The organism is Acholeplasma granularum ATCC 19168 (genome assembly GCF_000526235.1).
In the GTDB taxonomy this organism is placed as follows: Bacteria; Bacillota_I; Bacilli_A; order Acholeplasmatales; family Acholeplasmataceae; genus Acholeplasma; species Acholeplasma granularum.
This window is the reverse complement of sequence record NZ_JAFR01000008.1, coordinates 63,422-87,753: the sequence shown is the minus strand read 5'-3', so window position 1 is coordinate 87,753 and position 24,332 is coordinate 63,422. Positions and strand designations below refer to the sequence as shown.

Sequence of the window (24,332 nt, the reverse complement as noted above, 5' to 3'; positions counted from 1 at the left end):
ATATGGACTTAACAATTCGCACAATATATCAAGATCCTAAAAAGTATAAGGATCAAGAACTAACTCTTAAAGGTTGGATTAGAAATCACCGTGACCAAAAAGAGTTTGGTTTCATTAATTTAAATGATGGAACATTTTTTGAAAATATCCAAGTGGTTTATGAAAAGGAAAACACAAAAGACTTTGAACAAGTAACCAAACTACATATTGGTTCATCAATAGAGGTTAAGGGTAGACTAGAATTAACACCTGATCGTAGTCAACCATTTGAAATTAAAGCCTCAGAAATCAATTTAATAGGTGATGCAGATGAGACTTTTCCAATACAACCTAAACGTCATACACGTGAGTTTTTACGTGAAGTAGCTCACTTAAGACCAAGAACAAATTTATTTTCAGCTGTATTTAGAGTACGTAGTATTGCATCATTTGCAATACACAAATTCTTCCAAGAACAATCATTTGTTTATGTTCATACACCAATATTAACAGCAAATGATGGTGAAGGTGCTGGAGCTATGTTTAAAGTAACCACACTAGACATGGAAAAACCACCACGTACAGAAGAAGGAAAAGTAGATTATTCTAAAGATTTTTTTGGTAGAGAAGCCAACCTTACAGTTACAGGTCAACTAGAAGGTGAAGCCTATGCAATGGCATTTAGAAATATATATACATTTGGTCCAACATTTAGAGCAGAAAACTCTAATACAACTACACATGCATCAGAGTTTTGGATGATAGAACCTGAAATAGCGTTTGCTGATTTAAACGATAATATGGTTTTAATTGAAGAAATGGTTAAGTATGTAGTTTCATATGTATTAGAACATGCTAAAGAAGAAATGGAATTCTTTAATAAATTTGTTGAAAAAGGTTTACTAGATAAACTAAATAAATTAATATCCGCTAAATTTAATAGAGTATCACATGAAGAAGCAATTAATATCCTATTAAAATCAAATCAAAAATTTGTTAATACACCAACTCATGGTCAAGATTTAGCTAAAGAACATGAAAAATACTTAACAGAAAAAGCATTTAATGGTCCTGTATTTGTAACAGACTGGCCAAAAGATATTAAAGCATTTTACATGAGATTAAATGACGATAATAAAACAGTTGCAGCTGTAGACTTACTTGTACCAGGATCCGGAGAACTTGTGGGTGGTTCGCAAAGAGAAGAAAGATTAGATGTATTATTACAACGTATGGAACAAATGAATATTCCAATTAAAGACCTTGATTGGTATGTTGACCTACGTCGTTATGGCGGCGCTAAACACGCTGGATTTGGACTTGGATTTGAAAGATTATTAATATATCTAACAGGTGTAGAAAATATTAGAGATGTTATACCTTTCCCAAGAACACCTAAAAACATCTTGTTTTAAAAGTTAAAAGAAGAAAAATGAAGAAGATAAATACTAAACCATTTGATATGCAAAAAAAGCCAGTCAAAGAAAAATGGTTTCTAACCCCTATTAAATGGATACTTTCACTACCAACAACTTATTATAGAAAATTAAAAGTGAATAAAGTAAATATGGATGGATTAAAACCACCATATTTACTTTTATGTACACATCATGCATTTATAGATTTTAAAGTTCAAACACGTGCTATATTTCCTCATAAAGCAACATATGTTGTTGCAATTGATGGGTTTATTGGTAAAGAATGGTTACTTAGAAATGTAGGTGGTATCGGAAAAAGAAAATTCACACCACAAGATAAAATGTTATATAGAAACATTAAATATAGTTTAGATCAACTTAAACTAATTACTACAATCTATGCTGAAAGTGCATATTCAATTTCTGGAACAAACTCAGCACTTCCAGATTCACTACATAAAGCTATTAAACTATTTAATCATCCTGTAGTTGTATTAAATATGCACGGAAACTTTTTAACACAACCAAACTATATGATGCCAAAATTAAGAAAAATACCATTAACAGCAGATATGACTCAAATAATTACTAAAATAGATTTAGAAACTATTACATTAGATGAAATTAAAAGTAGAGTAAATAAAGCATTTGAATATGATGAATGGCAATACCAATTTGATAATAAAATAGCAATTAAAGATAAAAATAGAGCACATGGATTAAACCGTATACTCTATCAATGTCCAAATTGCTTAACTGAACACCAAATGGAGGCTAAGGGTGCGACAATCACATGCTTAAAATGTCATACAGCACATGAACTATCAATCTATGGCAAACTTAATAACCTTAATGGAAAAACAATTTATGATCATGTACCAGATTGGTACGAATTTCAAAGACAATTTACAAAAGAACAATTATTAAACGACACATACTACTTTGAAGATGAAGTAATGATCGAATCATTAAGAAATGCTAAAGGATTTATTCCATTAGGTAAAGGTAATTTAATACATACAAAAGAAGGTATTAAATTAACTGGTAACGACATCGAAGGACCTCTTAATTTATTTAGAGAGTCAAGTTCTTTATATACGATACATATAGAATTTGGATATAAAAGAAGTGATAAAAAAAGGGCTGCTGCTGTGGTTTTATCAACCGATAATGATACCTACTATATTTATCCAAATAATAAAAAAGATGTAGTTACAAAAATAAGATTTGCTGTTGAAGAAGCATATAAATTATCCAAACAATCAAAAAATATAACATAAAGAAGAATACTTATGCATAAAGACCGTATAAAAATCATAAATTCAAATCAAGAAGATAATGAAGGTCAATACATACTCTACTGGATGCAACAATCTATGCGTATGTATTATAATCATGCACTAGAATATGCAATTCATATAGCTAATGATAAAAAACTTCCTCTAATTGTTGTATTTAATATCGTTTTAAACTATCCAGATGCTAACTTAAGACATTATCATTTTATGTTAGAAGGATTAAAAAACTTACAATCTGACTTTATAAAAAGAAATATAGAATTTATTATAAAACTAGGTCATGTGGAAGATACATTAAAACCACTGATTCAAAATGCACATACACTCATAACAGATAGAGCTTATTTAAAACCACAACTTCAAATGAGAAACAAAATATATGAACTATGTCAAAGAAACAATCCTAAATTAAACATATATCAAATCGAATCAGATGTATTAATTCCGGTAGAATCACTTTATCCCAAACTAGCCTATGCTGCATATGCTATTAGGCCATCAGTACATAAAAAGTTTTTTGAGTACATTGATTTTAAATATTCAAACAACCTAGAAAACATTCAAAAACTTAACTTCAAAAGTGATGTAGATATACAAAATATAGACTCAATCATACAAAAACTTAACATAGACTTAAATGTAAAACCATATTTCAAATTTAAAGGTGGCTATGTTGAGGCAATTAAACATCTAAATGATTTTTTAGATAATTTATTACCTAAATATAAAGATAGATCCGATGCATCACTTCATATCCAATCATATGTATCGATGTATCTACAATTTGGACAAATTTCAGTTCAAGATATCTTAAAAAAACTATTTAAGCATCCTAATTTTCATACCTATAAAGAAGAATCAGAAGCCTTTATTGAACAATTAATAGTTAGACGTGAGCTTGCATATAACTTTGTAACATACAATCCTAATTATGATGATTTTAATCATATAACAGAAAAATGGGCATATATTACAATGAATGCGCATAAAGAAGATTTAAGAGACTACATCTACACCTTAGAAGAAATTGAATCAGCAAAGACACATGATATTTACTTTAACAGTGCCATGAAAGAAGCTATCATAACTGGTTTTATGGCTAATTATTTAAGAATGTATTGGGCAAAAAAAATCATGGAATGGTCAAGTTCTATGGAAAGTGCCTATGAAATCATCGTATATTTAAATAACAAATACTTCATAGATGGTAGAAATCCAAATTCATATAGTAATATTGCTTGGTGTTTTGGTAGACACGATAGACCATGGCAAGAAAGAAGTATATTTGGTACATTAAGATATATGAATGAAGCAGGATTAAAAAGAAAATTTGATATGGAAACTTATGTAGATTACGTAAATAATTTATAAAACAAATATACCTTAGATTAAAAGATGCTAATAAAATGCATCTTTTTTTGTTTAAGCTAAAGTTTTATGACATTTGATTACTAAAATCTAACATTTGGTTACATCATAAAAAAATAGAAAAATTAATAAAATATAATAATGTTGTAAATAAAAAGGTGATAAATATGAAAAAAAATATAATTACAATACTAATTTCAGCATTAATATTTGCAGTAATCGATGGACTTTGGTTAGGACTTATTGCTAAAAGTCTTTATCAAAATGAATTAGGAAGTTTAATGAAAACAGATTTTCCTATCATACCAATAATTTTATTTTACATGATATTTATAATAGGGCTCTTCATATTTGTAATAAAACCAATGATAGATCAACAAAGTATTTATAAAGTAGTTATATTAAGTGCATTATTTGGCTTAGTAACATACTCAACCTATGATTTAACCAACTATATTACACTGGCTGGTTTTCCACTAACTATTGTAATTATTGACATTATGTGGGGAATGTTACTTACAAGTCTTACATCAACATTAACCTATTTAATCTATCGGAGGTATCTTAAATGACAGATCAAATATTACTAGAAAATGAGCAATTGTATCAAGCAATTATTACTGCAGCAAAATCAGTTATAAAACATAAAGAAACATTAAATGAATTAAATGTGTTTCCTGTAAGAGATAAGGACACAGGAAGTAATTTATCAGCGCTTATGTCATCAATTATTGAACTCACAAAAAAAGGAAATTCAATCAGTGAAACACTAGAATCTGTATCAGAGGCTGCACTATTAGGTTCTAGAGGTAATTCAGGATTAATATTCTCACAATTTCTTTATGGATTTACACTATTAGAAGATGATAAAAAATCAAATGATATTAAATTAATTGAACGAGTAAAATCAGGTGTCTCATATGCATATGAGGCACTAGAAAATCCATTAGAAGGAACAATGATTACTTTAATGCGCCAATGGCTTGAATATCTACTAATCGAAAAAGAGAATCATGACTCAATAAAGGCTTATTTACTAGCAACAAGTCAAAAGCTAAAAATTGCACTAGAAGAAACTAAAAATACATTAGATATCCTAAAAAAACACAACGTTGTTGATGCTGGTGCATTAGGATTTACATTATTTGTAGAAGGATTTATTGAAGGATTAATAGGTGAAAATAAAATAGTTGCCCAAGAATTCAAGGTTGATCTACCTACACTTAGTTTTAAAGAAGAACATATCCATAATGATAACACAAGATATTGTACAGAGGTTTTACTTCAAACAACAATAAGTAAAGATGTACTTACCAAAATCATTTCAAACTTAGGTGATTCAGTCGTAGTAGGTGAATCAAAAAGATTAAAAAGAATTCATATACATACAAATCATCCAGAAAAAGTATTATATGAACTATCAAGTCTAGGTCAAATATTAGAATCTAAAGTTGATGACATGTTAAGGCAACAACAAATACAGTTAAAACCTAAATATAAGATTGCAATCGTTACAGACTCAATTGCAGATATACCTAAAGAAATTATTGATCACTACCAAATCCATGTATATCCTGTAGGTATTAATATTGATGATGTCATATTTTATGACAAACTTACCATACATAATGAACAATTTTTCAAATATATCCTAAATTCAAAAACATACCCAAAATCATTTGCACCAAATCCCAAATCTGTTGAAGTTTTATTAGCTACATTAGCTAAACACTATAAGCACATATTAGTACTTACAGTTTCTGGAAAAATGAGTGGTACATACAATATATTTAATAAAATTGCTAATAGCTTTTTAGATACTCAAATTAAAGTTATAGATACAAAACAAAACAGTGTATCTCAAGGGTTATTAGTCATGAAAATTGCAGAACTAATTGATTCAGGTATGGACTTTAATCAAATAGAAAAAAAAGCAATAGAATTAACAAATAAAACTAAAATATTGGTTCACGTAGAAACACTAGATTTAATGGTAAGAAGCGGTAGAATTAAAAAAAGTTTAGGAAAAATAGGAAAAATACTACACCTTAAACCGATTGTTTCTATAGATAGTGAAGGTAACGGAATTGTTCTATCAAAATCAATAGGTCAAAAGAATAATATAAATAAAATTGTTAAATACATCAAAAAGATTCACCAATCACACGGTATTGAAAAATATGCGCTTGTGCATTTAGATAATTTAAAATTAGCTGAAAAAATAAAAACAAAAGTAATTGATATCACGGGATTTAAACCAGAGTACATGTCTGATATTTCAACAATTATAGCCATGAACTCAGGAAAAGGATCTGTAGGTATTGCTTACATAAGAAAGGATTAATTTATGGAATTTTTATATATTTATTTAATATCATTAGCATTCTTTACACTATGGTATATTGTAGCTCAAGTTAAAAATAATAATGGACTAGTTGATATCGCATGGGGACTAGGTATTGTCATTAGTGCGATATCATCCCTAATTATTGGAGCTCATTACTCTGTTATAGGCATAATTATTACAATATTAACTACAATTTGGGGACTTAGATTAAGTATGTATTTATTTGTAAGAAATTTTAATAAAAAAGAAGATTACAGATATACAAATATGAAAATTAGATGGAAAACAAGTATTAAAGTTAAATCATATTTTTATATATTCTTTATGCAATCTATTATTAATTTTGTTATTGCACTTCCAATTATTTTAACGAACCTAAACCCAGAATCTACTTTAAATATAATTAATATAAGTTTAATAAGTGTTGGGATAGTTGTCTTTTTATTAGGATTCATCTTTGAAGTACTTGCCGACCATTCACTCCAAAGATTTAAAAAAGACCCTAAGAATAAGGGTCAAATAATGCAATCAAATGTTTGGAAGTATTCACGTCATCCTAACTATTTTGGAGAGTCTATGATTTGGTGGGGTATAGGTCTATTAGCGGTATCTACATTAAATCTTATTGGTCTTTTAGGGTTACTAAGCCCAATTATTATTACATTCTTACTTGTAAAAGTATCAGGGATACCACTACTTGAAAAAAGATATAAGGATGATCCAAACTATCAAGTATATAAATCCAAAACCTCAATTTTCTTTCCATTACCACCTAAAAAATAATCAAATTAACTTATTGGGATAAATATTTCTAAATTATAAAAACTGATATTATTTTCCTCAGTAATGAATCTATTTGAAAAACCATCAATGGATGAAAGAATATTATCAATAATTGCTTTACCGAATCCATGTCGAAGTTTATCAGATTTAGATGTTCTTGTTGAATCATCATAAAACTTAATGTTCATACTGTTAATAAAACTTATTTTAATATATCGATCTATTAATTCACTTTCGATTTTCATAATACGCATATTAGCATCATCAACTTTTATTAAAGATTCATAACTATTCTCTAATATATTGTAAAATAGTTTTATAAGGTTAATATCAGAAAACTCCTGATCCAAGTGAATATAAACTTTAGAATCGAATATTGCACCAATTTTGTTAAACCGTTTTTGATAATCATTAAGTAGTGCATCAATAATTAAGTTATTAGAATATTTCTTGTAAGTAAAAGATATAGAATCAAACTCATCATTGGAATCTTTAATAAGTTGTTTGACACCTTCATAATCATTAAGATCAAGCAAAGTTGTAATACCTTTTAGAATTTTTTCATAATCATGTCTAAATTTTAAATATTCTTGAGTTTGCATTTCATAGTTTTTGTAATGTTCTATTTGAAAATTTAATTGTTTTTTAAGAGTTTCCGTATGTGTTTTAAAGACACTAAAATATGTAGAATTAGCTGTGAATAATCTAAGCATTACATAAATTCCGTAAACACTAAAAGCAATTAAAATTAATACTGTGTTATACCAACTAAAAGGTAAGTTTTCTCTTGAAACACTTATCCAAATCATATTAATAATCAATATTGTTTGAATGCCTATGATTAATATTAAGTTTCTTCTAAGTAAGAAAAAATCCTTCAATTTATCAGACAATATAAATTTATCAAAAAAGATAAGTAATAATAAAGAACTTAAGTAAGCGTGAGCTTGCGATAGATGATAATAGTTTGATACATAAATCCATGTGATCGTAAACTGAACTTGATGGATAGAAGCATAAATTGCAGCAAAAAATATAAAAGCAACATAAATTGTAAGAATTGCATTTAATGATAAAAAGACAATATTAAAAATATTTGTACGATAAATCATAGATAAAGCAATTGGATATGTAATAAAAGAAAGTAGAGCAATATATCCAATTGTCATGCCTAAGACACTAATTGTCATAAATTGAATAAAAATTGTAACTAGAAATATTAAAAAACCCAAGTAATAATACTTTCTTAAATCAAAAAACTTGGAGTAAATTCTAATATAAAAATATGAATAAATTGTTGCAGCAATACATGCATATAACAGATGTAAATAAATCATAAATCCCCCTATTAAGACATCATCATAATTTCATCCCATTTAAATATTTGATAAATAAAGATTTTACATCATCATATTTATTTCGTGAAATAGGTAAAACAACTCCGTTTTTTAATACAACTTCTGAACTTGTTAGTTTGGCTATAAATTGCATATTAACTAAAAAAGAACGATGTATTAATACAAAACTTTTATCCTCTAAAGTTTTTGTTACATCACTGATTTTATAGTAGTACTCAATACTTGGTTTTTGATTGATATGACAAATAACTAACCTTTTGAAGCTCTCGAAATATATAATTTCATCTAGTGGTATGATAATTTGTTCTTTAGGTGTTTCTATGGAAAATACGTTTCTAGATTTAAATTTATTTAAAGAGTTTAATGTTTGTTTAAAAACTAAATCAAACTTTGTATCATGTAAGTCTTTAATTAGATAGTTTGTAGCATTTGCATCAAATGCGTGATATACAAAATCCCTAGAACTAGTTAAAAATATTATTTTAGAATCTTGATTAAACTTTCTAATACTTAAAGCAGTTTCTATACCGTTTATTCTACCCATCATAATATCTAAGTAAATGATATCAAATTTATTTGGATGATCTTCTAAGTAAAAAAGAAGTGATTCACCACTATTAAAACGAATGATTTCAACCATTAAGTTTAATTCTTTTGCAGATGATTTAATTTTAGATTCATAATGATTTAAGTATTTATCTTCATTATCGCAAAGAGCAATTGAAATCAATGTCTATACCCCAAATTTCTAGTAATTAAGTATCTTTATTATACTATAAATAAGTCACAAAAAAATAATTTATAAGAAAGGAATTAAAAAATGAGTTTATATCAAATTAGAGTTGAAGATATTGATAGTAATATCGTTGAGTTATCTTCCTATAAGGGAAAAGTACTATTAATTGTCAATACAGCAACCACATGTTTTTTTACACCACAGTATGAGGGTCTACAAGATTTATATAATAAATATAAAGAAAAGGGCTTTGAAATACTAGATTTTCCAAGTAACAATTTTAAAGATGCTAAAGGCACAATTGATGAAATTAATGAATTCTGTGTAAAAAACTATCAAACAGAGTTTAAACGTTTTAAAAAAGTTGAGGTAAATGGGGATGATGAATCTATCTTATTTACTTATTTAAAACGTCATGAAAAAGGATTATTTAATCAAAAAATTAAATGGAACTTTACTAAGTTTTTAGTCGATCAAAATGGAAAAGTTATTAGACGCTATGCACCGATGGTTAAACCAGAAAAAATAGCAAAAGATATTGAAAAATTACTTAATAATAACAAATAAAAAGGAGGATACAACATATGTTTTTAGCAATTAAAGAACTTAAGTATACTAAGGGTAAATTTGCACTTATAATTTCAGTTATTGTATTAATTAGTTACCTAGTATATTTTCTAACATCACTTGCATATGGATTAGCCTCATCATATACCAATGCAGTTAATAAATGGGATTCAAATGAAATTGTCATGACTGTCGATGCAAATGACTCTATAATGATGTCATTTATGACAAATAGTGATTATGATCAAGTTGTTGTTGATGGTACAAAAGCTAGAATTGGACTATTTCCGGCAGTAATTAATAATCCTTTATCAACAAATATATTAGATACGAGAGTGAATGTTTATTTTTTTGGAATAGATGAAGGTAGTTTTCTTATTCCAGAAGAGGTAAAAGATTTAGTTATTGAAGGTAATGATGTTGTTGTAGATGAAGAACTTAAAAAAGAAGGTTATAAGGTTGGTGACATGCTTGGTGTATCAGGTACGGACACACAATTTAAAATTATAGGGTTCACTTCAAAAACAACCTATCAAACGGCACCAGTTATTTATATGGAAATGGCTACATGGCAAAAATATAGATATAACTCAGAAAATGCACCAGATTTATTTAGTGGTGTAATTGTAAGGGGTACTACAGAAAGTGTATCTGATAAATTATTAGTTTACACAACAGATAATTATATTTCTACACTACCAGGTTATACAGCACAAGTACTTACCTTTTCAACAATGATTATATTTTTAATTATTATTGTTGCATTTGTTTTAGGTATCTTTATTTATGTTTTAACCATTCAAAAAACACCAATGTTTGGTGTAATGAAAGCGCAAGGTATTTCAAATTTTTATATTGCAAGTTCTGTAGTTGTACAAACATTCTTATTAGTACTTATAGGTATTGTATTAGGCCTTGGACTTACAATTATTAGTGGTATATTCTTATCAGATATTATACCTTTTGCAACAAATATATTATTTTATGGTGTGATTACATTAGCATTCTTCTTATTTGCATTTTTAGGTGCATTATTCTCAGTGAAGGCTGTACTAAAAATCGATCCACTAAAAGCAATTGGAGGTTAATTATATGAAACCAGTTATTGAAATGATCAACGTATCAAAAGATTTTTTACAAGGTGATAATGTTATTCGTGCATTAAAACAAACTAACTTTACAGCTTATGAAGGTGAACTTATTGCTATTATTGGACCATCTGGTAGTGGTAAATCTACATTTTTAACGATTTTAGGTGGTCTTCAAAAACCCACAACAGGTAAAGTTTTAATTAATGGTAAACCATTTTCTGAATTAGATAACAATCAAAAATCAAAGATTAGATTAAATGAAATAGGTTTTATCTTACAAGCATCAAACCTTATTCCATTTTTAACAGTAAAAGAGCAAATGGTTTTATACAATAATATTACAAAGACAAAACCAAACCAAGCTTGGATGGATGAATTATTTGTAAAACTAGGTGTAGATAAATTAAAGAATAAGTATCCAAATGAACTTTCAGGTGGAGAACGCCAAAGATCAGCAATTGCAAAAGCACTATATCATAACCCAAACGTGATATTTGCAGATGAACCAACAGCAAGCTTAGATACGAATAAAGCATATGAAGTTGTAAAACTTTTAGCTAAAGAAACTAAGGAACAAAAAAAGGCAACCATCATGGTCACCCATGATGAAAGATTACTGGAGTATTGTGATAAGGTTTATGTTATTGTTGATGGTATCTTAACTCAAAGAACGTAAAAAAGGAAAGAAATTATGCACATATTATATTACTTACTTAGTTCATATGCATTCATTGGAATCATTATAGGTATTTCAACAATTCTTCAAAAGAAAAACATATTAGGTGATGAGGCAAGTAGAAAATTTATACATATAGGTGTCTCTAATTGGTATTTTCTAGTACTTATATTTATGCAAGACAAAAATGATATATGGTGGACTTTAATACCACCAATATCATTTGTTGCATTAAATTACTTATCATATAAAATGAACCTAATTAAATCCATGGAACGCAGTGGAAAAGGTAATTTAGGAACTGTATATTTTCCAATATCATTATTAATACTAGTTATTTTTTCAATCGTATTTGTAGAAAATACCATGATTGGGCTAATGGGTATTTTAATTATGGGCTATGGGGATGGTTTAGCTGCTGTAATTGGAAAAAAATATGGTAAGAAAGAAATTGGTAATGGTAAATCACTTATTGGAAGCATTACTATGTTTGTATCATCATTAGTGGTTGCAGCTATAATAATAAATTTTAGTGAAGGATTAAACCATATTTATATGGCACTTGTGATTGCTTTTATATCAACAATAATAGAATATATTACACCTAAGGGATTAGATAATTTAACGCTACCACTTGGTGCATCACTTATTTATTATCTATTAATTCTGGTTATTTAAAAGGAGATTTATAATATGAAAAAAGTAGCAGTTATTGGTGCAGGTACAGCAGGACTAGCATCTGCAATTAGATTAAAAAGTTTAGGTTATGATGTCACCATTTATGAAAAAAATGATAAAATAGGCGGCCGTATGAATCAAATTAAAGAAAATGGATTTACATTTGATGTAGGTCCAACTATTGTGATGATGCCTAAACTTTATCAAGAAATATTTGAAGTAAGTGGTGCTGATTATAAAGACTATATTGAAATGTTAAGAATAGATCCAATGTTTGAAATTCAATATAGAGATCGCACAACACTTACAGCATCCAATGACTTAGTACGTATGACTTTAGAAAACGAACAAGTTAGTGAAGAAGATGCTCAGGGTTATATGGCATACTTAGCAGAAGTATATAAAAGATATTTAGTCGCTAAAAATCATTTTATAGATCGAAGTTTTAGAAAACCAAGTGAATTTTATAATCCTAAAATGTTATATCAAGGACTTAAACTTAAAACATTAAGTTCGGCATATAAATCCATTTCAAAATATGTAAAAAATGAAAAATTAAGACAATCACTAGCGTTTCAAACATTATATATAGGAATATCACCTTATAATGGGCCATCTATTTATACAATCATTCCAATGATTGAACTTTTATATGGCGTTTATTATATTAAAGGTGGGATGTATAGTATGGCCAAAGCTATGGAAAAAAGATTTTTAGAAATGGGTGGGAAAATACTATTAAATCAAAATGTTGAAGAATTTATTATAGAAAATAAAAATATTAAAGCCATTAAAGTTAATGGAAAAATATCTGAAAACTATGATGCAGTATTATCAAATGTAGATTTCCCGTGGGCTATGAATAATTTGATTAAAGATAACAAAAACAAAGGTAAATACACCCCTAAAAAGATTGATAAAATGCTTTATTCATCATCTTCATTTATCCTTTATATTGGAACTAAAAAACGTTATAATCTCAAACCTCATACATTCTTTTTTACAAATGATTTTAATGGAAACATTAATGATATTTTTGATGGTAAAACACCGGATGATCCATCATACTATGTTTATGCACCAAGTCGTATTGATAGTTCAATGGCACCTGAAGGTAAAGAGTCATTATATGTTTTAGTGCCTGTACCAAATAAATCAGATAGCCCTGAAAAATGGGATGAAAAACAAACAAAAGCATATACAGACAAAATTTTAGATATGATGTCTTACCATGAGGTCTTTAAAGATATTAAGGATAATATTGAATACCTAAAAGTTTATACGCCTAATGATTTTGAAACACAGTTTAACCTTCAGTTTGGAGCAACTTTTGGATTACGTCCAACCCTTTTACAAAGTAATTATTATCGTCCTCAAAACAAATTTAAATTCTTAAATAATTTATATTCAGCTGGAAGCAGTAATCATCCGGGAGCAGGAGTACCAATTGTTTTAAATAGTGCAAAACTGGCTGTAAATGAACTTCATAAGGATTTAAAATAATGCAAAAGCTTACTAAAGAACAAATAAAAGAATTTAAACTCTGTGAACAAATCATAAAGGACAACTCAAAGACATTTTATAAAGCATTTAGTACATTAAAAAGTAAGGCAGACCGATATGCAATCTATGCAATTTATGCTTACTGTAGAGTTGTCGATGATTCGATTGATGAATATAAAGACTTAGATTTATTAAAAAGTTATGAAAGAAAACTTAGTGCATTAAAAAACGGAAACATTCCTGATGACTTCATATTTAGAAGTCTAAATGAAGTCATTAAAACCTATTACCCTATAAAATATGATTTTAAACCATATTATGAACTTATCATAGGTCAAGAAATGGATTACCGCTTTACACAGCCAAATACACTAAATGAACTTTTAGATTATTGTTATAAAGTTGCCGGTGTTGTTGGTGAAATGTTGGGCTATATACTTGCAGAAAAAAAAGATGTTGATAAAATAAATAGGGTTGCTATTAATTTAGGTGAGGCGATGCAAATTACTAATATTTTAAGAGATATTGGTGAAGATAAGAAAAGAAATAGAATCTACCTACCTAAGGATGTAATGAATAAGTTTAATTATTCAAAAGATGATTTATATAATGAAGTTGTAAATGAAAACTTTATTAATACGGTGGAATATCTTGCTTTGTATGCACATGATAAATACCAAAGTGCAATAGATCAAATAGACTTATTTAAAGTAGATGCTAGAAAACCACTCCTGCTTGCATCAAAATTTTATGAAGCAATTTTAGATAGTATACGAATGAATAACTATCAAGTGTTTTCCATTAGAAGTATAGTTTCAGATGAAACAAAAAAAGAAATAATCAAAACATTACTATAAGAGGAGGGAAAACCTTTATGTTAGTACTAGGCATCATAGGGTTTGCACTAAGTTTCTTAATTACAATAACAGCATACATTAAAAAATCACTAACATTAAGTGGGTTTTTATCAGCTACAATTATTGGAACATTGTTTTTTATGTTCGGTTCTTATGTTGTTTGGTCTGTACTCATATTCTTCTTTTTTAGTTCTAGCATTATTACCAAATTTAATAAAGATGATAAAGAAAAAAATGGTAGAAATTTTATACAAGTCATCTCAAACTCTGTGGTATCTTTAACCTTTTTAATACTATACTATTATCTAGATGAACTTCCGTATTTGATTGTCTCAGTTGTAGCAATTGCAGCATCAACAGCAGATACATGGGCATCGGAAATAGGAGCTATGAGTAAGGGAAAAACATTTTCTATTTTAACATTTAAAAAAATGGAAAAAGGTTTATCTGGAGCGGTTAGTTTAACTGGTACAATTTCTTCATTATTTGGAGCAATTGCAGTCGCCTTATTATTTAACTTGCTTTATTTTATAGAAAATAGTTTTAATATATTTCTATTTTCTGAATTCTTAATTATTATATCAATAGCTGGTTTTTTAGGAAGTTTATTAGATAGTTATTTAGGTATATTCTTACAAGCCAAATATAAGGATTTAAAAAGTGGAAAAATTATTGAATTTATATCTAACAAAGGACAGCATATTCTAATCTCTGGTAACAAATTTGTAAATAATAACACAGTCAACTTCATAATGGTTCTTACAATATCTATTGTAACCTACATAATATTGATAATTTAGTATCAAAAAACATAGATCATATGGTTAATTTTCATACCATATGATCTTTTATCTTTTTTAAGGCCTCTAAGCAACATTTAATGTTAAAAAGGAGGCATTAAATGATAAAATATTAAGCGTAATAGATGTATATATCGTTTTAAAAATTAAAATATATATACAAAAATAAAAAAAATTATCAAAAATGTAAACGTTTTACTTTCGTATGCTATAATATACAGTCATGCCGAATTTTACATTTACAAAAAGGAGATTACAATGCATAAAAAAATAACAATATTAGCACTATTATTTACAACACTAATATTAGTAGCATGTGGGCCCAAAGTATCTAATAAAGAATACTACAGCGATATTGTCATTTCAAAATACTATGAAGCACTTACTATGAACAATAGTGTCATAGAATTATATAACAACGGAAATGATGAAATCAAACTTAATAATCTGACATTAGATATCTATGCTAATGGAGCAGCAACTAGAGACTACAGCATCAAATTAGAAGGAAAGATTGAACCTAAAGGTTATTATCTAATTGCTAGACCAGATGCAAAAGCTGAGATTCTAGAAATAGCTGATATGACCACTAATGATTTACTATTTAATGGTAATGATATGGTTGCATTAGTAACGGATGATGAAATACTAGATGTTGTTGGACATTATTTATCAAGTGCTGATTTTGGAAAAGACGCTACATTAATTAGAATGCCAGATCGTATGGAACAAAACAGTGTTTATGATGAAGGAGATTTTATTGTTTATCAACCAGAAGTGTTTGAATATTTAAAAAATGATAACTTCCCAGTTCAAACAATGGAACAACTACTTGATGGTCCACAGTTTAATGAATCTTTATTCGATAAACCATTCTTAAGTGCAACTGATCCAACAATTGGTGGTGGTGGGTTATTAAAGGTAACTTTAGTAAGTATTGCTGATGGAGATACAGCAAGTTTCCAAAGATCTGATAATAACGAAACTATTAGAGTTAGATACCTTTATGTAGATACACCAGAAGTAAATGGCACACACACAACAGTTCAACCATGGGGTATGCAAGCAAGTAACTTTAATAAACAATACTTACTGGCTAATACATCAGAAAAAGAAATTTATCTACAAACAATAGAAGGACTATCCACAGTAGATACATTTGGTAGATTCTTAGCACTTGTTTGGGTTGATGGCATCTTATCTAATCACGTCATCGTACGTAACGGATTATCACAAGTAAGTAAAGATTTCTCAATCCATAGTATGTCTGCTGCATATAATCAAGTACCGTACATTTCTTATCTCTTAGCAGCTCAAGCAAATGCTGCTGATAAGAATTTAGGCGTTATGGGCGGAGTTGATTCATGTTGGGATTATGGTAGAGGCGAGCTAATATCCGGGGGATGTAGCCACTATCCTAATGATCAAGACTGGAAAAACTAATAAAATAATCAATTGTATATTTTATGTAAAATTTTTAAGGAAGACCTTCAAAAATTGATTTTTATATGAGAATATACTATAATTGACGTGTATTTAATTCACTATTATTTAAAATATGTATTTTAAAGAGTTCACACTATAAAATATGTAAAATAATAAACTTAATAAAAAGTAATTTACTTAAAAAAATTGGAGGATTTACAGTGAATACAAGCAAAACTACAGAAAGTAATGCAGATGCAGTTGCAAAAGAATCAGTTAACCATGCTGGTGTTGCAATTACATTAAAAAACCTTACTAAAGTATTTACAGATGTGAAAACTAAAAGTGAGACAAGGGCGGTAGATAACTTCGATGTTGTTATACCTGCTGGCCAATTGGTAGGTCTTTTAGGTCCGTCTGGTTGTGGAAAGTCTACAACATTATTTATGATCGCGGGACTTTTAGACCCAACTGAAGGTAGAATTTTATTTGGTGATGAAGATGTTACTGAATTAGCACCTGAAAAACGCGGAATTGGATTAGTTTTCCAAAACTATGCTTTATATCCACATATGACTATTCGTCAAAACATCGCTTTTCCTTTAGAAAATTTAAGAGTTGACAAGAATATCATAGAAACTGAAGTTATTAAAATAGCTAAACTTGTTGGTATTGAAGACCAATTAGACAAAAAACCTGGTCAATTATCAGGTGGGCAACAACAAAGAGTTGCTATTGCAAGAGCATTAGTTAAAAAACCTAAAGTTTTATTACTTGATGAACCACTTTCAAACTTAGATGCTAGATTAAGACTTCAAACAAGAGAAGAAATCAAACGTATTCAAAAAGAAACAGGAATTACAACAATCTTTGTTACACACGACCAAGAAGAAGCTATGAGTATAAGTGACAAGATTTTTGTTATGAACTTTGGTAAGAATCAACAAGATGATGTACCACAGGCTGTATACGATAATCCTGCAAATCAATTTGTTGCACAATTCTTAGGTACGCCACCTATTAACCTTTATAATGGCCGTGTAAATAAAAATCAAGTATTTATTGGTAATACACTGTTATTTACTAATTCAAAACTTAAAGATATCAATCAAGAAGTTGTTGTTGGTATTAGACCAGAAGGTTATATACCAAATAAAGAAGGAAAATTAACAATACCTTACACCTTTGTTGAAAGTATTGGTAGAGACTTAGCAATTGTTGCTAACCATAAAGATTCTATTCTACCAACATTTAGAATCATACTAAATGATCCATCAAAAATCACACCTGAAACAATAAACTTTGACGTGGTGAAGGAGAAAGTGTTTCTATTCAATAAAGAAACAGGTGAGAGGATACTGTAATGCTTGAACGTAAAAAAGATTATCATGCATGGCTATACATGGCCATTCCACTGATACTACTAATTATATTTACATTTTATCCTATCATTAAAACAGTCCTTATATCATTTGATAAATCTTATGATGCAAGTATTGATAGAATGTATTTTGACCTAAGTTTATATAACTTCCAAAGATTATTCCAACATCCATCATTTATGAATGTTTTAGGTAATACATTATTAATTGTTTTTATAACAGTGCCAGCATCAACTGTTATTGCACTTTTAATTGCTGTTGCACTCAACTCAATTAAACCTTTACAAAAATTATTTCAAACGATATTCTTCATGCCATATGTAACCAATACAATCGCTATTGGTATGGTATTTGCGGTCTTATTCTCATTTAACAGTGGACCGGGTGGAGATGTCATAAGTAATGGTATTATTAACCACATCTTTGGTTTAAGTAAAGATTGGGTAGGAATTGGCGCAGACCCATGGTCTAAACGATTTGTATTACATACCTACATTATATGGAACGCATTACCATTTAAGATTTTAATCTTTATTGGTGGTTTACAAAATATTGGAAAACAATATTATGATGCTGCTCGTATTGATGCAACGCCTAAATGGCGTGTTCTAACTCGCATTACAATACCTTTATTATCACCAATTATTTCATATGTTGTAATTACATCATTTATTGGATCATTTAAAACATATGAATCAGTTATTGGGGTATTTGGTGGAACATGGGCAGATAACCGTGATATGCAAACAGTCGTTGGGTTTATTTACCGAATGATTGAAGATTCTACAACATATCAAATTGGTGCAGCTGCTGCGTTTATATTATTCGTGATCATACTAATATTTACAGTATTTAACTTATATGTTAGTAAACGTCGCGTTCACTACTAGGAGGGTATGAACATGAATACAGAAAATATAATTACAAAATCTCCAAAAACTGAATTAGACAAAACATTATCAAGACAAAAAGTATTATCAATTTTATGGAAAGTTCTTATTTATACATTCTTAACAGTTATGGCGTTTGTTATGATCTTACCGTTCTATTGGATGTTTATAACAGCACTTAAAACATCAGCAGAAATTAATGAAAGCTTAACGCCAACAATTTTTCCTAAAGTCGTTGTATGGAAAAACTTTGTAGATGCATTTAACTCAGGGTCTAATAACCTAACAATGATTAGCTACTTAAAAAACACAGTGGTTGTTGCAATTGTTTCCACATTATTTGGAACATTATCATCTATTTTGGTTGCCTATGCACTTGCTAGACTACAATTTAAAGGTCAAAATGCAATATTTACAATATTATTAGCAACCATGATGATTCCTGGTGAAATGATGGTTATTACAAACTTCATTACAGTATCACAATTTGGATGGTATGGTAGTGCGGGCATTGAAAACTATTATTCAATGATTTTCCCATTCTTAGTCAGTATTTTCCATATTTATTTACTCAGACAAACATTTAAGCAAGTACCAAATGAATTATATTATGCAGCTAAAGTTGATGGTACGAGTGATTGGAAGTATTTATGGAAAGTAATGATTCCAATGGCAAAATCAAGTATTATTACAATCGTAATATTAAAAGTAATGGGTTCATGGAACGCTTATGTATGGCCAAACTTAGTTGCTCATGAAGATTATAAAATGATCACAAGCTGGTTAAGAGGAAGCTTTATCGATCCAATTACAGGTCGTTCAGCTGTAAACTATCAAATGGCTGCAACAATCATGGTTACAATACCGCTACTTCTCGTATTTATATTCTTTAGAAAGTATATTATGAGGGGTGTGTCAAGAAGTGGTATTAAAGGTTAATATACATATAAATTTTTTAAAAGTTTAAATGAACAATCTGATGTGTAGTTAAAAAAAATAAAATAAGAAACTACATAAATAAAAGGAGAAAAGAACATGAAAAAAATACTTGGTGCTATCTTCGTATTATTTCTAGCTACTGTACTTGTTGCATGTAGTGGTAATGAAACAGGAGATGGTGGTCTAGGATCTGATGTCAACTTAGAATTAGATACAAGTAAAAATGTGACCATTACATTTTGGCACAGAATGGGTGGACGTAACGAAACATTACTAGGAGAATTTATTAATGAATTTAAAGTAATGTATCCACATATTACTGTAGATGCTGTCAAGAAAGTTGATGGTAGTTACAATGAATTAAACACTGCAGTCTCAACTGCTATTCCAGCAAGACAAGAGCCACACATGGTAGAAAGCTATGGTGACCACGTTGCAGGATATATGCGTTCAGGTCGTGCACTATCATTAAATAACTTTATCGACAACAGAAAATCTGATGGTAAAGGTGGAGTTATTGGTTTAACTGAAGAGGAAGTTTCTGACTTTGTTCCTGGATATTGGGAAGAAGGTAAAATGTATGATGATAAAGGATCAGTATATAGTATTGCATTCTCTAAATCTACAGAAGCAATGTTCTACAACAAAACATTCTTTGATGCAAACGGTTTAACAGTTCCAAAAACTTGGGAAGAAGTAGAAACTGTTTCTCAAACTATTAAAAACATGCCAGCATATAAAGATAATGCAGCTGTTGTACCTTTTGGTTATGACTCAACAGATAACTTATTCATTACTGCATCAATTCAACAAGGTATTCCTTACACAAGTACTGAAAATGGTGGGTCAATATTATTTAACAACCAACAAGCAAAAGATATGGTTCTATACTTTAAAGATTTATATGAAAGAGGTCTATTTACAACAAGAGCTCAATTAGGAAACACATATACTTCAACTAAGTTTGTTAGACAAGAATTATTTATGGCAGTTGGTTCAACAGGTGGTACAACATATAACATTCCTGAAGGTAGTGAAGCATCTACATTTGAAGTTGGTGTTGCACCGGTTCCTCAATTTGACTTAGAAAATCCTCGTCAAGCACAACAAGGACCAAATATTAACCTATTTAGAAAATCTAATCCACAAGAAGAATTAGCTTCTTGGTTATTCTTGAAATATTTAACTTCTCCAGAAGTATCTGCAAGATTCGCAGTACAATCTGGTTATTCACCAGTTAGACAATCTTCATATGATACTGATGTATATAAAGAGTTTATTGCTACAAAACCAGAAAATCCAGCTAATAAAGCACAAGCTGAACAAAAAGCAATTATTGCAGTATTAGAAATGGGTAACTTAGTAAGTGATTCATTCTTTACAACACCAGTATTTAGTAAATCAGCTAAAGTTAGACAAGAAGTAGGCGCAATCTTTGGATATGTATTTGCGGGTCAAAACATTAATACAGTATTCCAAAATGCATATGAAGAATCATCATTCTAATAGTTTTTTAAAAAAAAGGAGAGTAACAAATAAATGAAAAGAAAAATAGTATCTATTTTCATGGTATTATTATTCGCTCTAGTATTAGTAGCGTGTGATAATGGTGAAAAATTCGACTTAGAACAAGAGCAAGCTACATTTGATGAAATGCTATTATTAGTAGACATCAGTGTACCAACTGCTAATCGTAGTCAAGTTGTTAACAGTTTTTCAGTACCGGTAGAAATAGCTGGTGGTGGTACTGTTACATGGACATCTGATAAAGATGCATTTGCAAAATTTGAAGTGGTTGCAAACCAAAATTTAATTGTAGTTAACCGCCCTGCTGAAGGTGCTGAAAACGAAACAGTTAAATTAACTGCAACACTTACATGGACAGGACCATCTGGTGAAGTATATTCTGAATCAGTTGATTTTACAATCAGAGTTATCGCAATTCCTGTATCTGAAGTAGTTTCAATTGCTGATGTACGTAATGGTGAATATGATTTAGGTTCATCAATTAAACTATCAGACGTTATAATTGTTCACGTTGCAAGCAATGGTGTTTCAGTATTTGATCCAACATCTAAACACGCAATCTTTGTATATGGTTCAGACTTAGCTAAAATTGTTGCTGTCGGAGACCGCGGAGAAATCGTTGGTGAATACGGTGTAAACTTTGATTCACCACAACTTTCAAAAGCTACATTTACTAAAAAATCAACAGTTGCAATGCCTGAATTACTAGCTATGGCAGTTGACTTTGAAGTATCTAACTACTGGTTAGAACCAGGAACTCCAACTTCAATTGTAGAAGCTGAAAAAGCAGCTAAAATTGATCCAGCTAAAAATACATTTGTTAAATTCACAGCAAACGTAAAAGACCATCCAGAATGGGCAAATGGTTCAACAACAAACTATACAACTGTTTTACATGATCCACTTGATGAAACTAAATATGTAAGAAGTTATTATGGTGGTGCAAAACATGCTGATATGGTAACTTTAAGTGGTACAGATAACGTTACAATTTATGCAGTAGCATATACAATACGTAATGATAGAGTTAAACCTTCAACAATTGAAGGTACATTACCATCATTTGAAATATTTGTAATTCACTATGAAGCAACATTAACAGATGAACAAAAAGTTACAATTGATAAAAACAATTTAACATTATCAAATCTATTCTTAGAATCTACAACAGTTACATTACCTGCAACTGGTGCAAATGGTTCAGCAATTACTTGGACTACAACTGATGCAGCAGTATTTAATGTTGAAACAGGTGCGGTAACAGTAACAGCAGGACAATCTAAGAACGTTACAGTAACAGCAACTCTTACAGTTGGTGCAGTAACTCAGACTAAAGTATTCAATATCGTTGTTGGTGAAATGCCAATTACAAATATTGCTGACTTAGATGATATGGCTGCTGATGCAGAAGTAAAAATCAAGGGTAGAATCGTTACATTCATGACAAGTGATAAATTTTCTAACTCTGCTGTATACATTCAAGATGCAACAGGTATAGCTCTTTTACACCAAGTTTCAAGCGCTCAAACTTCACTATTATCAGTGGGTAGCGAATATGAAGTTGAAGGTAAAGTAGCATTCTATCAAAATAAAGTTCAATTAACAGGTGCAGTATTAACTAAAACTTCAGCAGAAGCTGTAGCGCCTACTGCTACAGTACTAACTAGAGCACTTAATTCTGATGATGTATATAGCTTTGTTACAATCGAAGGATTTGTAAAAGTTGATGCAACAGGTAGAACAATTAAACTATATAATGGTGAAATTGAATATACATTATACTCATCATCATCTGATGACTTAACAGCAGTAGTATTTAATGAACTTCTAGCACAATTTAAAGCGGGAAGTAAAGTTAGAGTAACTGGTATCGTAGGTCACTACAACTTATCACCTCAAGTCTTATTATTTAATAAAGCTCAAGTAACAGTATTAGAAGCAGATCCAGTTGGACTAGCTGCACTTATTAAATCAGAAATGATTTCAGGTAATGCAGAAGTGGTTTCCAATATTACTTTACCAACTACAATCTTTGGTGCTACAATTACTTGGTCATCAAGCAATACAGATGTAATTGCGAACGATGGTACAGTAACAAGACCAGCAGTTGGACAAAATGATGAAGTAGTTACATTAACTTATACAGCTAAATTAGGTACAACAGATATCGTAATTGAAAACAATACAGTTGAATTTACAGTACTTGCACAAACAGGTGAACCTGCTCCAGTTATTGAATTATTGGCTACATATGATTTTACACAATTTAGTGGTAAAAAAGGTGTAGAATTCCCAAACGCAACAGATCTTGTTACTGCATTTAATTCAGTATCTACTGACAATACATTACTGTTATCAGCATCTAATGTTGCCAAAATTTACCAAGGTAATGGTTCAGGTGGTGGTGCTGATGAGAATAACGAAAACCTAATTAAAACTGGAACCAGTAGTGCTAATGGAACGATGACATTAACATTTGCAGAAAATGTTTCAAAAATTGAAATAACTATTCGTGGGTGGGGCACTACAGATACATTTAGCGTTAACGGCGTTAAACAAGCTGCAATTGGTCAAACTTATGCAACATTAACAATTGATTTAGCAACTGCTTCATCAACATTAGATTTACTATTTGAGAAACGTACACTTATTACTAGCTTGAAGGTATTTGGTTAATAATTAACATAAAAATATAGTTAAAATGAGATTA

21 protein-coding genes are annotated in these 24,332 nt (G+C 29.4%); 19 read left to right on the top strand and 2 right to left on the bottom strand.

The window, feature by feature from the left end; genetic code table 11:
* Positions 1-2 precede the first annotated feature (2 nt).
* From asnS to G324_RS0103320, 6 genes are all read left to right on the top strand, one after another.
* Entirely contained in the window at positions 3-1,394 is a 1,392-nt protein-coding gene (gene asnS / locus G324_RS0103345; RefSeq protein WP_025724988.1) for an asparagine--tRNA ligase, read from the top strand.
* Between the two features lie 17 nt (positions 1,395-1,411).
* Positions 1,412-2,677: a hypothetical protein gene (locus tag G324_RS0103340; protein WP_025724987.1), complete on the top strand. Its 1,266-nt coding sequence runs from the start codon at positions 1,412-1,414 to the stop codon at positions 2,675-2,677.
* A gap of 12 nt (positions 2,678-2,689) precedes the next feature.
* Positions 2,690-4,066 carry a deoxyribodipyrimidine photo-lyase gene (locus G324_RS0103335; RefSeq protein WP_025724986.1) on the top strand — a complete coding sequence of 459 codons (1,377 nt, stop codon included), beginning with the start codon at positions 2,690-2,692 and terminating at the stop codon, positions 4,064-4,066.
* 164 nt (positions 4,067-4,230) lie between these two features.
* The gene (locus tag G324_RS0103330; protein WP_162146858.1) at positions 4,231-4,635 is read left to right on the top strand and encodes a DUF2177 family protein; all 405 of its coding nucleotides are present in this window, start codon (positions 4,231-4,233) and stop codon (positions 4,633-4,635) included.
* Entirely contained in the window at positions 4,632-6,407 is a 1,776-nt protein-coding gene (locus G324_RS0103325; protein ID WP_025724984.1) for a DegV family protein, read from the top strand. The genes G324_RS0103330 and G324_RS0103325 overlap by 4 nt, the downstream gene beginning before the upstream one ends.
* Positions 6,408-6,410: 3 nt before the next feature.
* Entirely contained in the window at positions 6,411-7,193 is a 783-nt protein-coding gene (locus G324_RS0103320) for a DUF1295 domain-containing protein (RefSeq protein WP_025724983.1), read from the top strand.
* A 5-nt stretch (positions 7,194-7,198) separates the two neighbouring features.
* Here G324_RS0103320 and G324_RS0103315 read toward each other — a convergent pair whose 3' ends face one another.
* Both G324_RS0103315 and G324_RS0103310 read right to left on the bottom strand, forming a co-directional pair.
* On the bottom strand, positions 7,199-8,530 hold the full coding sequence (locus G324_RS0103315; RefSeq protein ID WP_025724982.1) for a GHKL domain-containing protein: 1,332 nt from the start codon (positions 8,528-8,530) through the stop codon (positions 7,199-7,201).
* A gap of 22 nt (positions 8,531-8,552) precedes the next feature.
* Positions 8,553-9,281: a LytR/AlgR family response regulator transcription factor gene (locus G324_RS0103310; RefSeq protein WP_162146857.1), complete on the bottom strand. Its 729-nt coding sequence runs from the start codon at positions 9,279-9,281 to the stop codon at positions 8,553-8,555.
* Positions 9,282-9,371: 90 nt separating this feature from the next.
* On the opposite strand from G324_RS0103310, the gene G324_RS0103305 reads away from it, so the two are divergent.
* The 13 genes from G324_RS0103305 to G324_RS0103245 all read left to right on the top strand — a co-directional run bounded on the left by G324_RS0103305 (position 9,372) and on the right by G324_RS0103245 (position 24,298).
* The gene (locus tag G324_RS0103305; protein WP_025724980.1) at positions 9,372-9,854 is read left to right on the top strand and encodes a glutathione peroxidase; all 483 of its coding nucleotides are present in this window, start codon (positions 9,372-9,374) and stop codon (positions 9,852-9,854) included.
* Between the two features lie 17 nt (positions 9,855-9,871).
* Entirely contained in the window at positions 9,872-10,942 is a 1,071-nt protein-coding gene (locus G324_RS0103300; RefSeq protein WP_025724979.1) for an ABC transporter permease, read from the top strand.
* Positions 10,943-10,946: 4 nt separating this feature from the next.
* Entirely contained in the window at positions 10,947-11,621 is a 675-nt protein-coding gene (locus G324_RS0103295) for an ABC transporter ATP-binding protein (RefSeq protein WP_025724978.1), read from the top strand.
* 15 nt (positions 11,622-11,636) lie between these two features.
* Positions 11,637-12,299: a diacylglycerol/polyprenol kinase family protein gene (locus G324_RS0103290; protein WP_025724977.1), complete on the top strand. Its 663-nt coding sequence runs from the start codon at positions 11,637-11,639 to the stop codon at positions 12,297-12,299.
* A 15-nt stretch (positions 12,300-12,314) separates the two neighbouring features.
* Complete coding sequence (locus G324_RS0103285; RefSeq protein ID WP_025724976.1) at positions 12,315-13,802, top strand: phytoene desaturase family protein; 1,488 nt, start codon at positions 12,315-12,317, stop codon at positions 13,800-13,802.
* Complete coding sequence (locus tag G324_RS0103280) at positions 13,802-14,659, top strand: phytoene/squalene synthase family protein (protein WP_025724975.1); 858 nt, start codon at positions 13,802-13,804, stop codon at positions 14,657-14,659. Before G324_RS0103285 ends, G324_RS0103280 begins: the two co-directional genes overlap by 1 nt.
* A 17-nt stretch (positions 14,660-14,676) precedes the next feature.
* Complete coding sequence (locus tag G324_RS0103275) at positions 14,677-15,459, top strand: DUF92 domain-containing protein (protein WP_025724974.1); 783 nt, start codon at positions 14,677-14,679, stop codon at positions 15,457-15,459.
* Between the two features lie 258 nt (positions 15,460-15,717).
* Complete coding sequence (locus G324_RS0103270) at positions 15,718-16,902, top strand: thermonuclease family protein (RefSeq protein WP_025724973.1); 1,185 nt, start codon at positions 15,718-15,720, stop codon at positions 16,900-16,902.
* A 278-nt stretch (positions 16,903-17,180) separates the two neighbouring features.
* Positions 17,181-18,248, top strand: coding sequence for an ABC transporter ATP-binding protein (locus tag G324_RS0103265; RefSeq protein ID WP_035357300.1), 1,068 nt, complete (start codon positions 17,181-17,183; stop codon positions 18,246-18,248).
* Positions 18,248-19,156, top strand: coding sequence for a carbohydrate ABC transporter permease (locus G324_RS0103260; RefSeq protein WP_025724971.1), 909 nt, complete (start codon positions 18,248-18,250; stop codon positions 19,154-19,156). The genes G324_RS0103265 and G324_RS0103260 overlap by 1 nt, the downstream gene beginning before the upstream one ends.
* A 12-nt stretch (positions 19,157-19,168) precedes the next feature.
* Entirely contained in the window at positions 19,169-20,095 is a 927-nt protein-coding gene (locus G324_RS0103255) for a carbohydrate ABC transporter permease (protein WP_025724970.1), read from the top strand.
* Positions 20,096-20,191: 96 nt separating this feature from the next.
* Positions 20,192-21,601, top strand: coding sequence for an extracellular solute-binding protein (locus G324_RS0103250; RefSeq protein ID WP_025724969.1), 1,410 nt, complete (start codon positions 20,192-20,194; stop codon positions 21,599-21,601).
* Between the two features lie 33 nt (positions 21,602-21,634).
* Positions 21,635-24,298, top strand: a complete 2,664-nt coding sequence (locus tag G324_RS0103245; RefSeq protein ID WP_025724968.1) for an immunoglobulin-like domain-containing protein — start codon at positions 21,635-21,637, stop codon at positions 24,296-24,298.
* The last annotated feature ends 34 nt before the right edge of the window (positions 24,299-24,332 follow it).

Excerpts from the sequence above, each read along its gene's own strand:
- G324_RS0103315 (WP_025724982.1), bottom strand. The coding sequence starts at position 8,530 with ATGATTTATTTACATCTGTTATATGCATGTATTGCTGCAACAATTTAT.
- G324_RS0103300 (WP_025724979.1), top strand. The coding sequence starts at position 9,872 with ATGTTTTTAGCAATTAAAGAACTTAAGTATACTAAGGGTAAATTTGCA.
- G324_RS0103305 (WP_025724980.1), top strand. The coding sequence starts at position 9,372 with ATGAGTTTATATCAAATTAGAGTTGAAGATATTGATAGTAATATCGTT.
- G324_RS0103325 (WP_025724984.1), top strand. The coding sequence starts at position 4,632 with ATGACAGATCAAATATTACTAGAAAATGAGCAATTGTATCAAGCAATT.
- G324_RS0103255 (WP_025724970.1), top strand. The coding sequence starts at position 19,169 with ATGAATACAGAAAATATAATTACAAAATCTCCAAAAACTGAATTAGAC.
- G324_RS0103295 (WP_025724978.1), top strand. The coding sequence starts at position 10,947 with ATGAAACCAGTTATTGAAATGATCAACGTATCAAAAGATTTTTTACAA.
- G324_RS0103280 (WP_025724975.1), top strand. The coding sequence starts at position 13,802 with ATGCAAAAGCTTACTAAAGAACAAATAAAAGAATTTAAACTCTGTGAA.
- G324_RS0103330 (WP_162146858.1), top strand. The coding sequence starts at position 4,231 with ATGAAAAAAAATATAATTACAATACTAATTTCAGCATTAATATTTGCA.
- G324_RS0103335 (WP_025724986.1), top strand. The coding sequence starts at position 2,690 with ATGCATAAAGACCGTATAAAAATCATAAATTCAAATCAAGAAGATAAT.
- asnS (WP_025724988.1), top strand. The coding sequence starts at position 3 with ATGGACTTAACAATTCGCACAATATATCAAGATCCTAAAAAGTATAAG.
- G324_RS0103320 (WP_025724983.1), top strand. The coding sequence starts at position 6,411 with ATGGAATTTTTATATATTTATTTAATATCATTAGCATTCTTTACACTA.
- G324_RS0103260 (WP_025724971.1), top strand. The coding sequence starts at position 18,248 with ATGCTTGAACGTAAAAAAGATTATCATGCATGGCTATACATGGCCATT.
- G324_RS0103340 (WP_025724987.1), top strand. The coding sequence starts at position 1,412 with ATGAAGAAGATAAATACTAAACCATTTGATATGCAAAAAAAGCCAGTC.
- G324_RS0103285 (WP_025724976.1), top strand. The coding sequence starts at position 12,315 with ATGAAAAAAGTAGCAGTTATTGGTGCAGGTACAGCAGGACTAGCATCT.
- G324_RS0103275 (WP_025724974.1), top strand. The coding sequence starts at position 14,677 with ATGTTAGTACTAGGCATCATAGGGTTTGCACTAAGTTTCTTAATTACA.
- G324_RS0103245 (WP_025724968.1), top strand. The coding sequence starts at position 21,635 with ATGAAAAGAAAAATAGTATCTATTTTCATGGTATTATTATTCGCTCTA.
- G324_RS0103270 (WP_025724973.1), top strand. The coding sequence starts at position 15,718 with ATGCATAAAAAAATAACAATATTAGCACTATTATTTACAACACTAATA.
- G324_RS0103250 (WP_025724969.1), top strand. The coding sequence starts at position 20,192 with ATGAAAAAAATACTTGGTGCTATCTTCGTATTATTTCTAGCTACTGTA.
- G324_RS0103290 (WP_025724977.1), top strand. The coding sequence starts at position 11,637 with ATGCACATATTATATTACTTACTTAGTTCATATGCATTCATTGGAATC.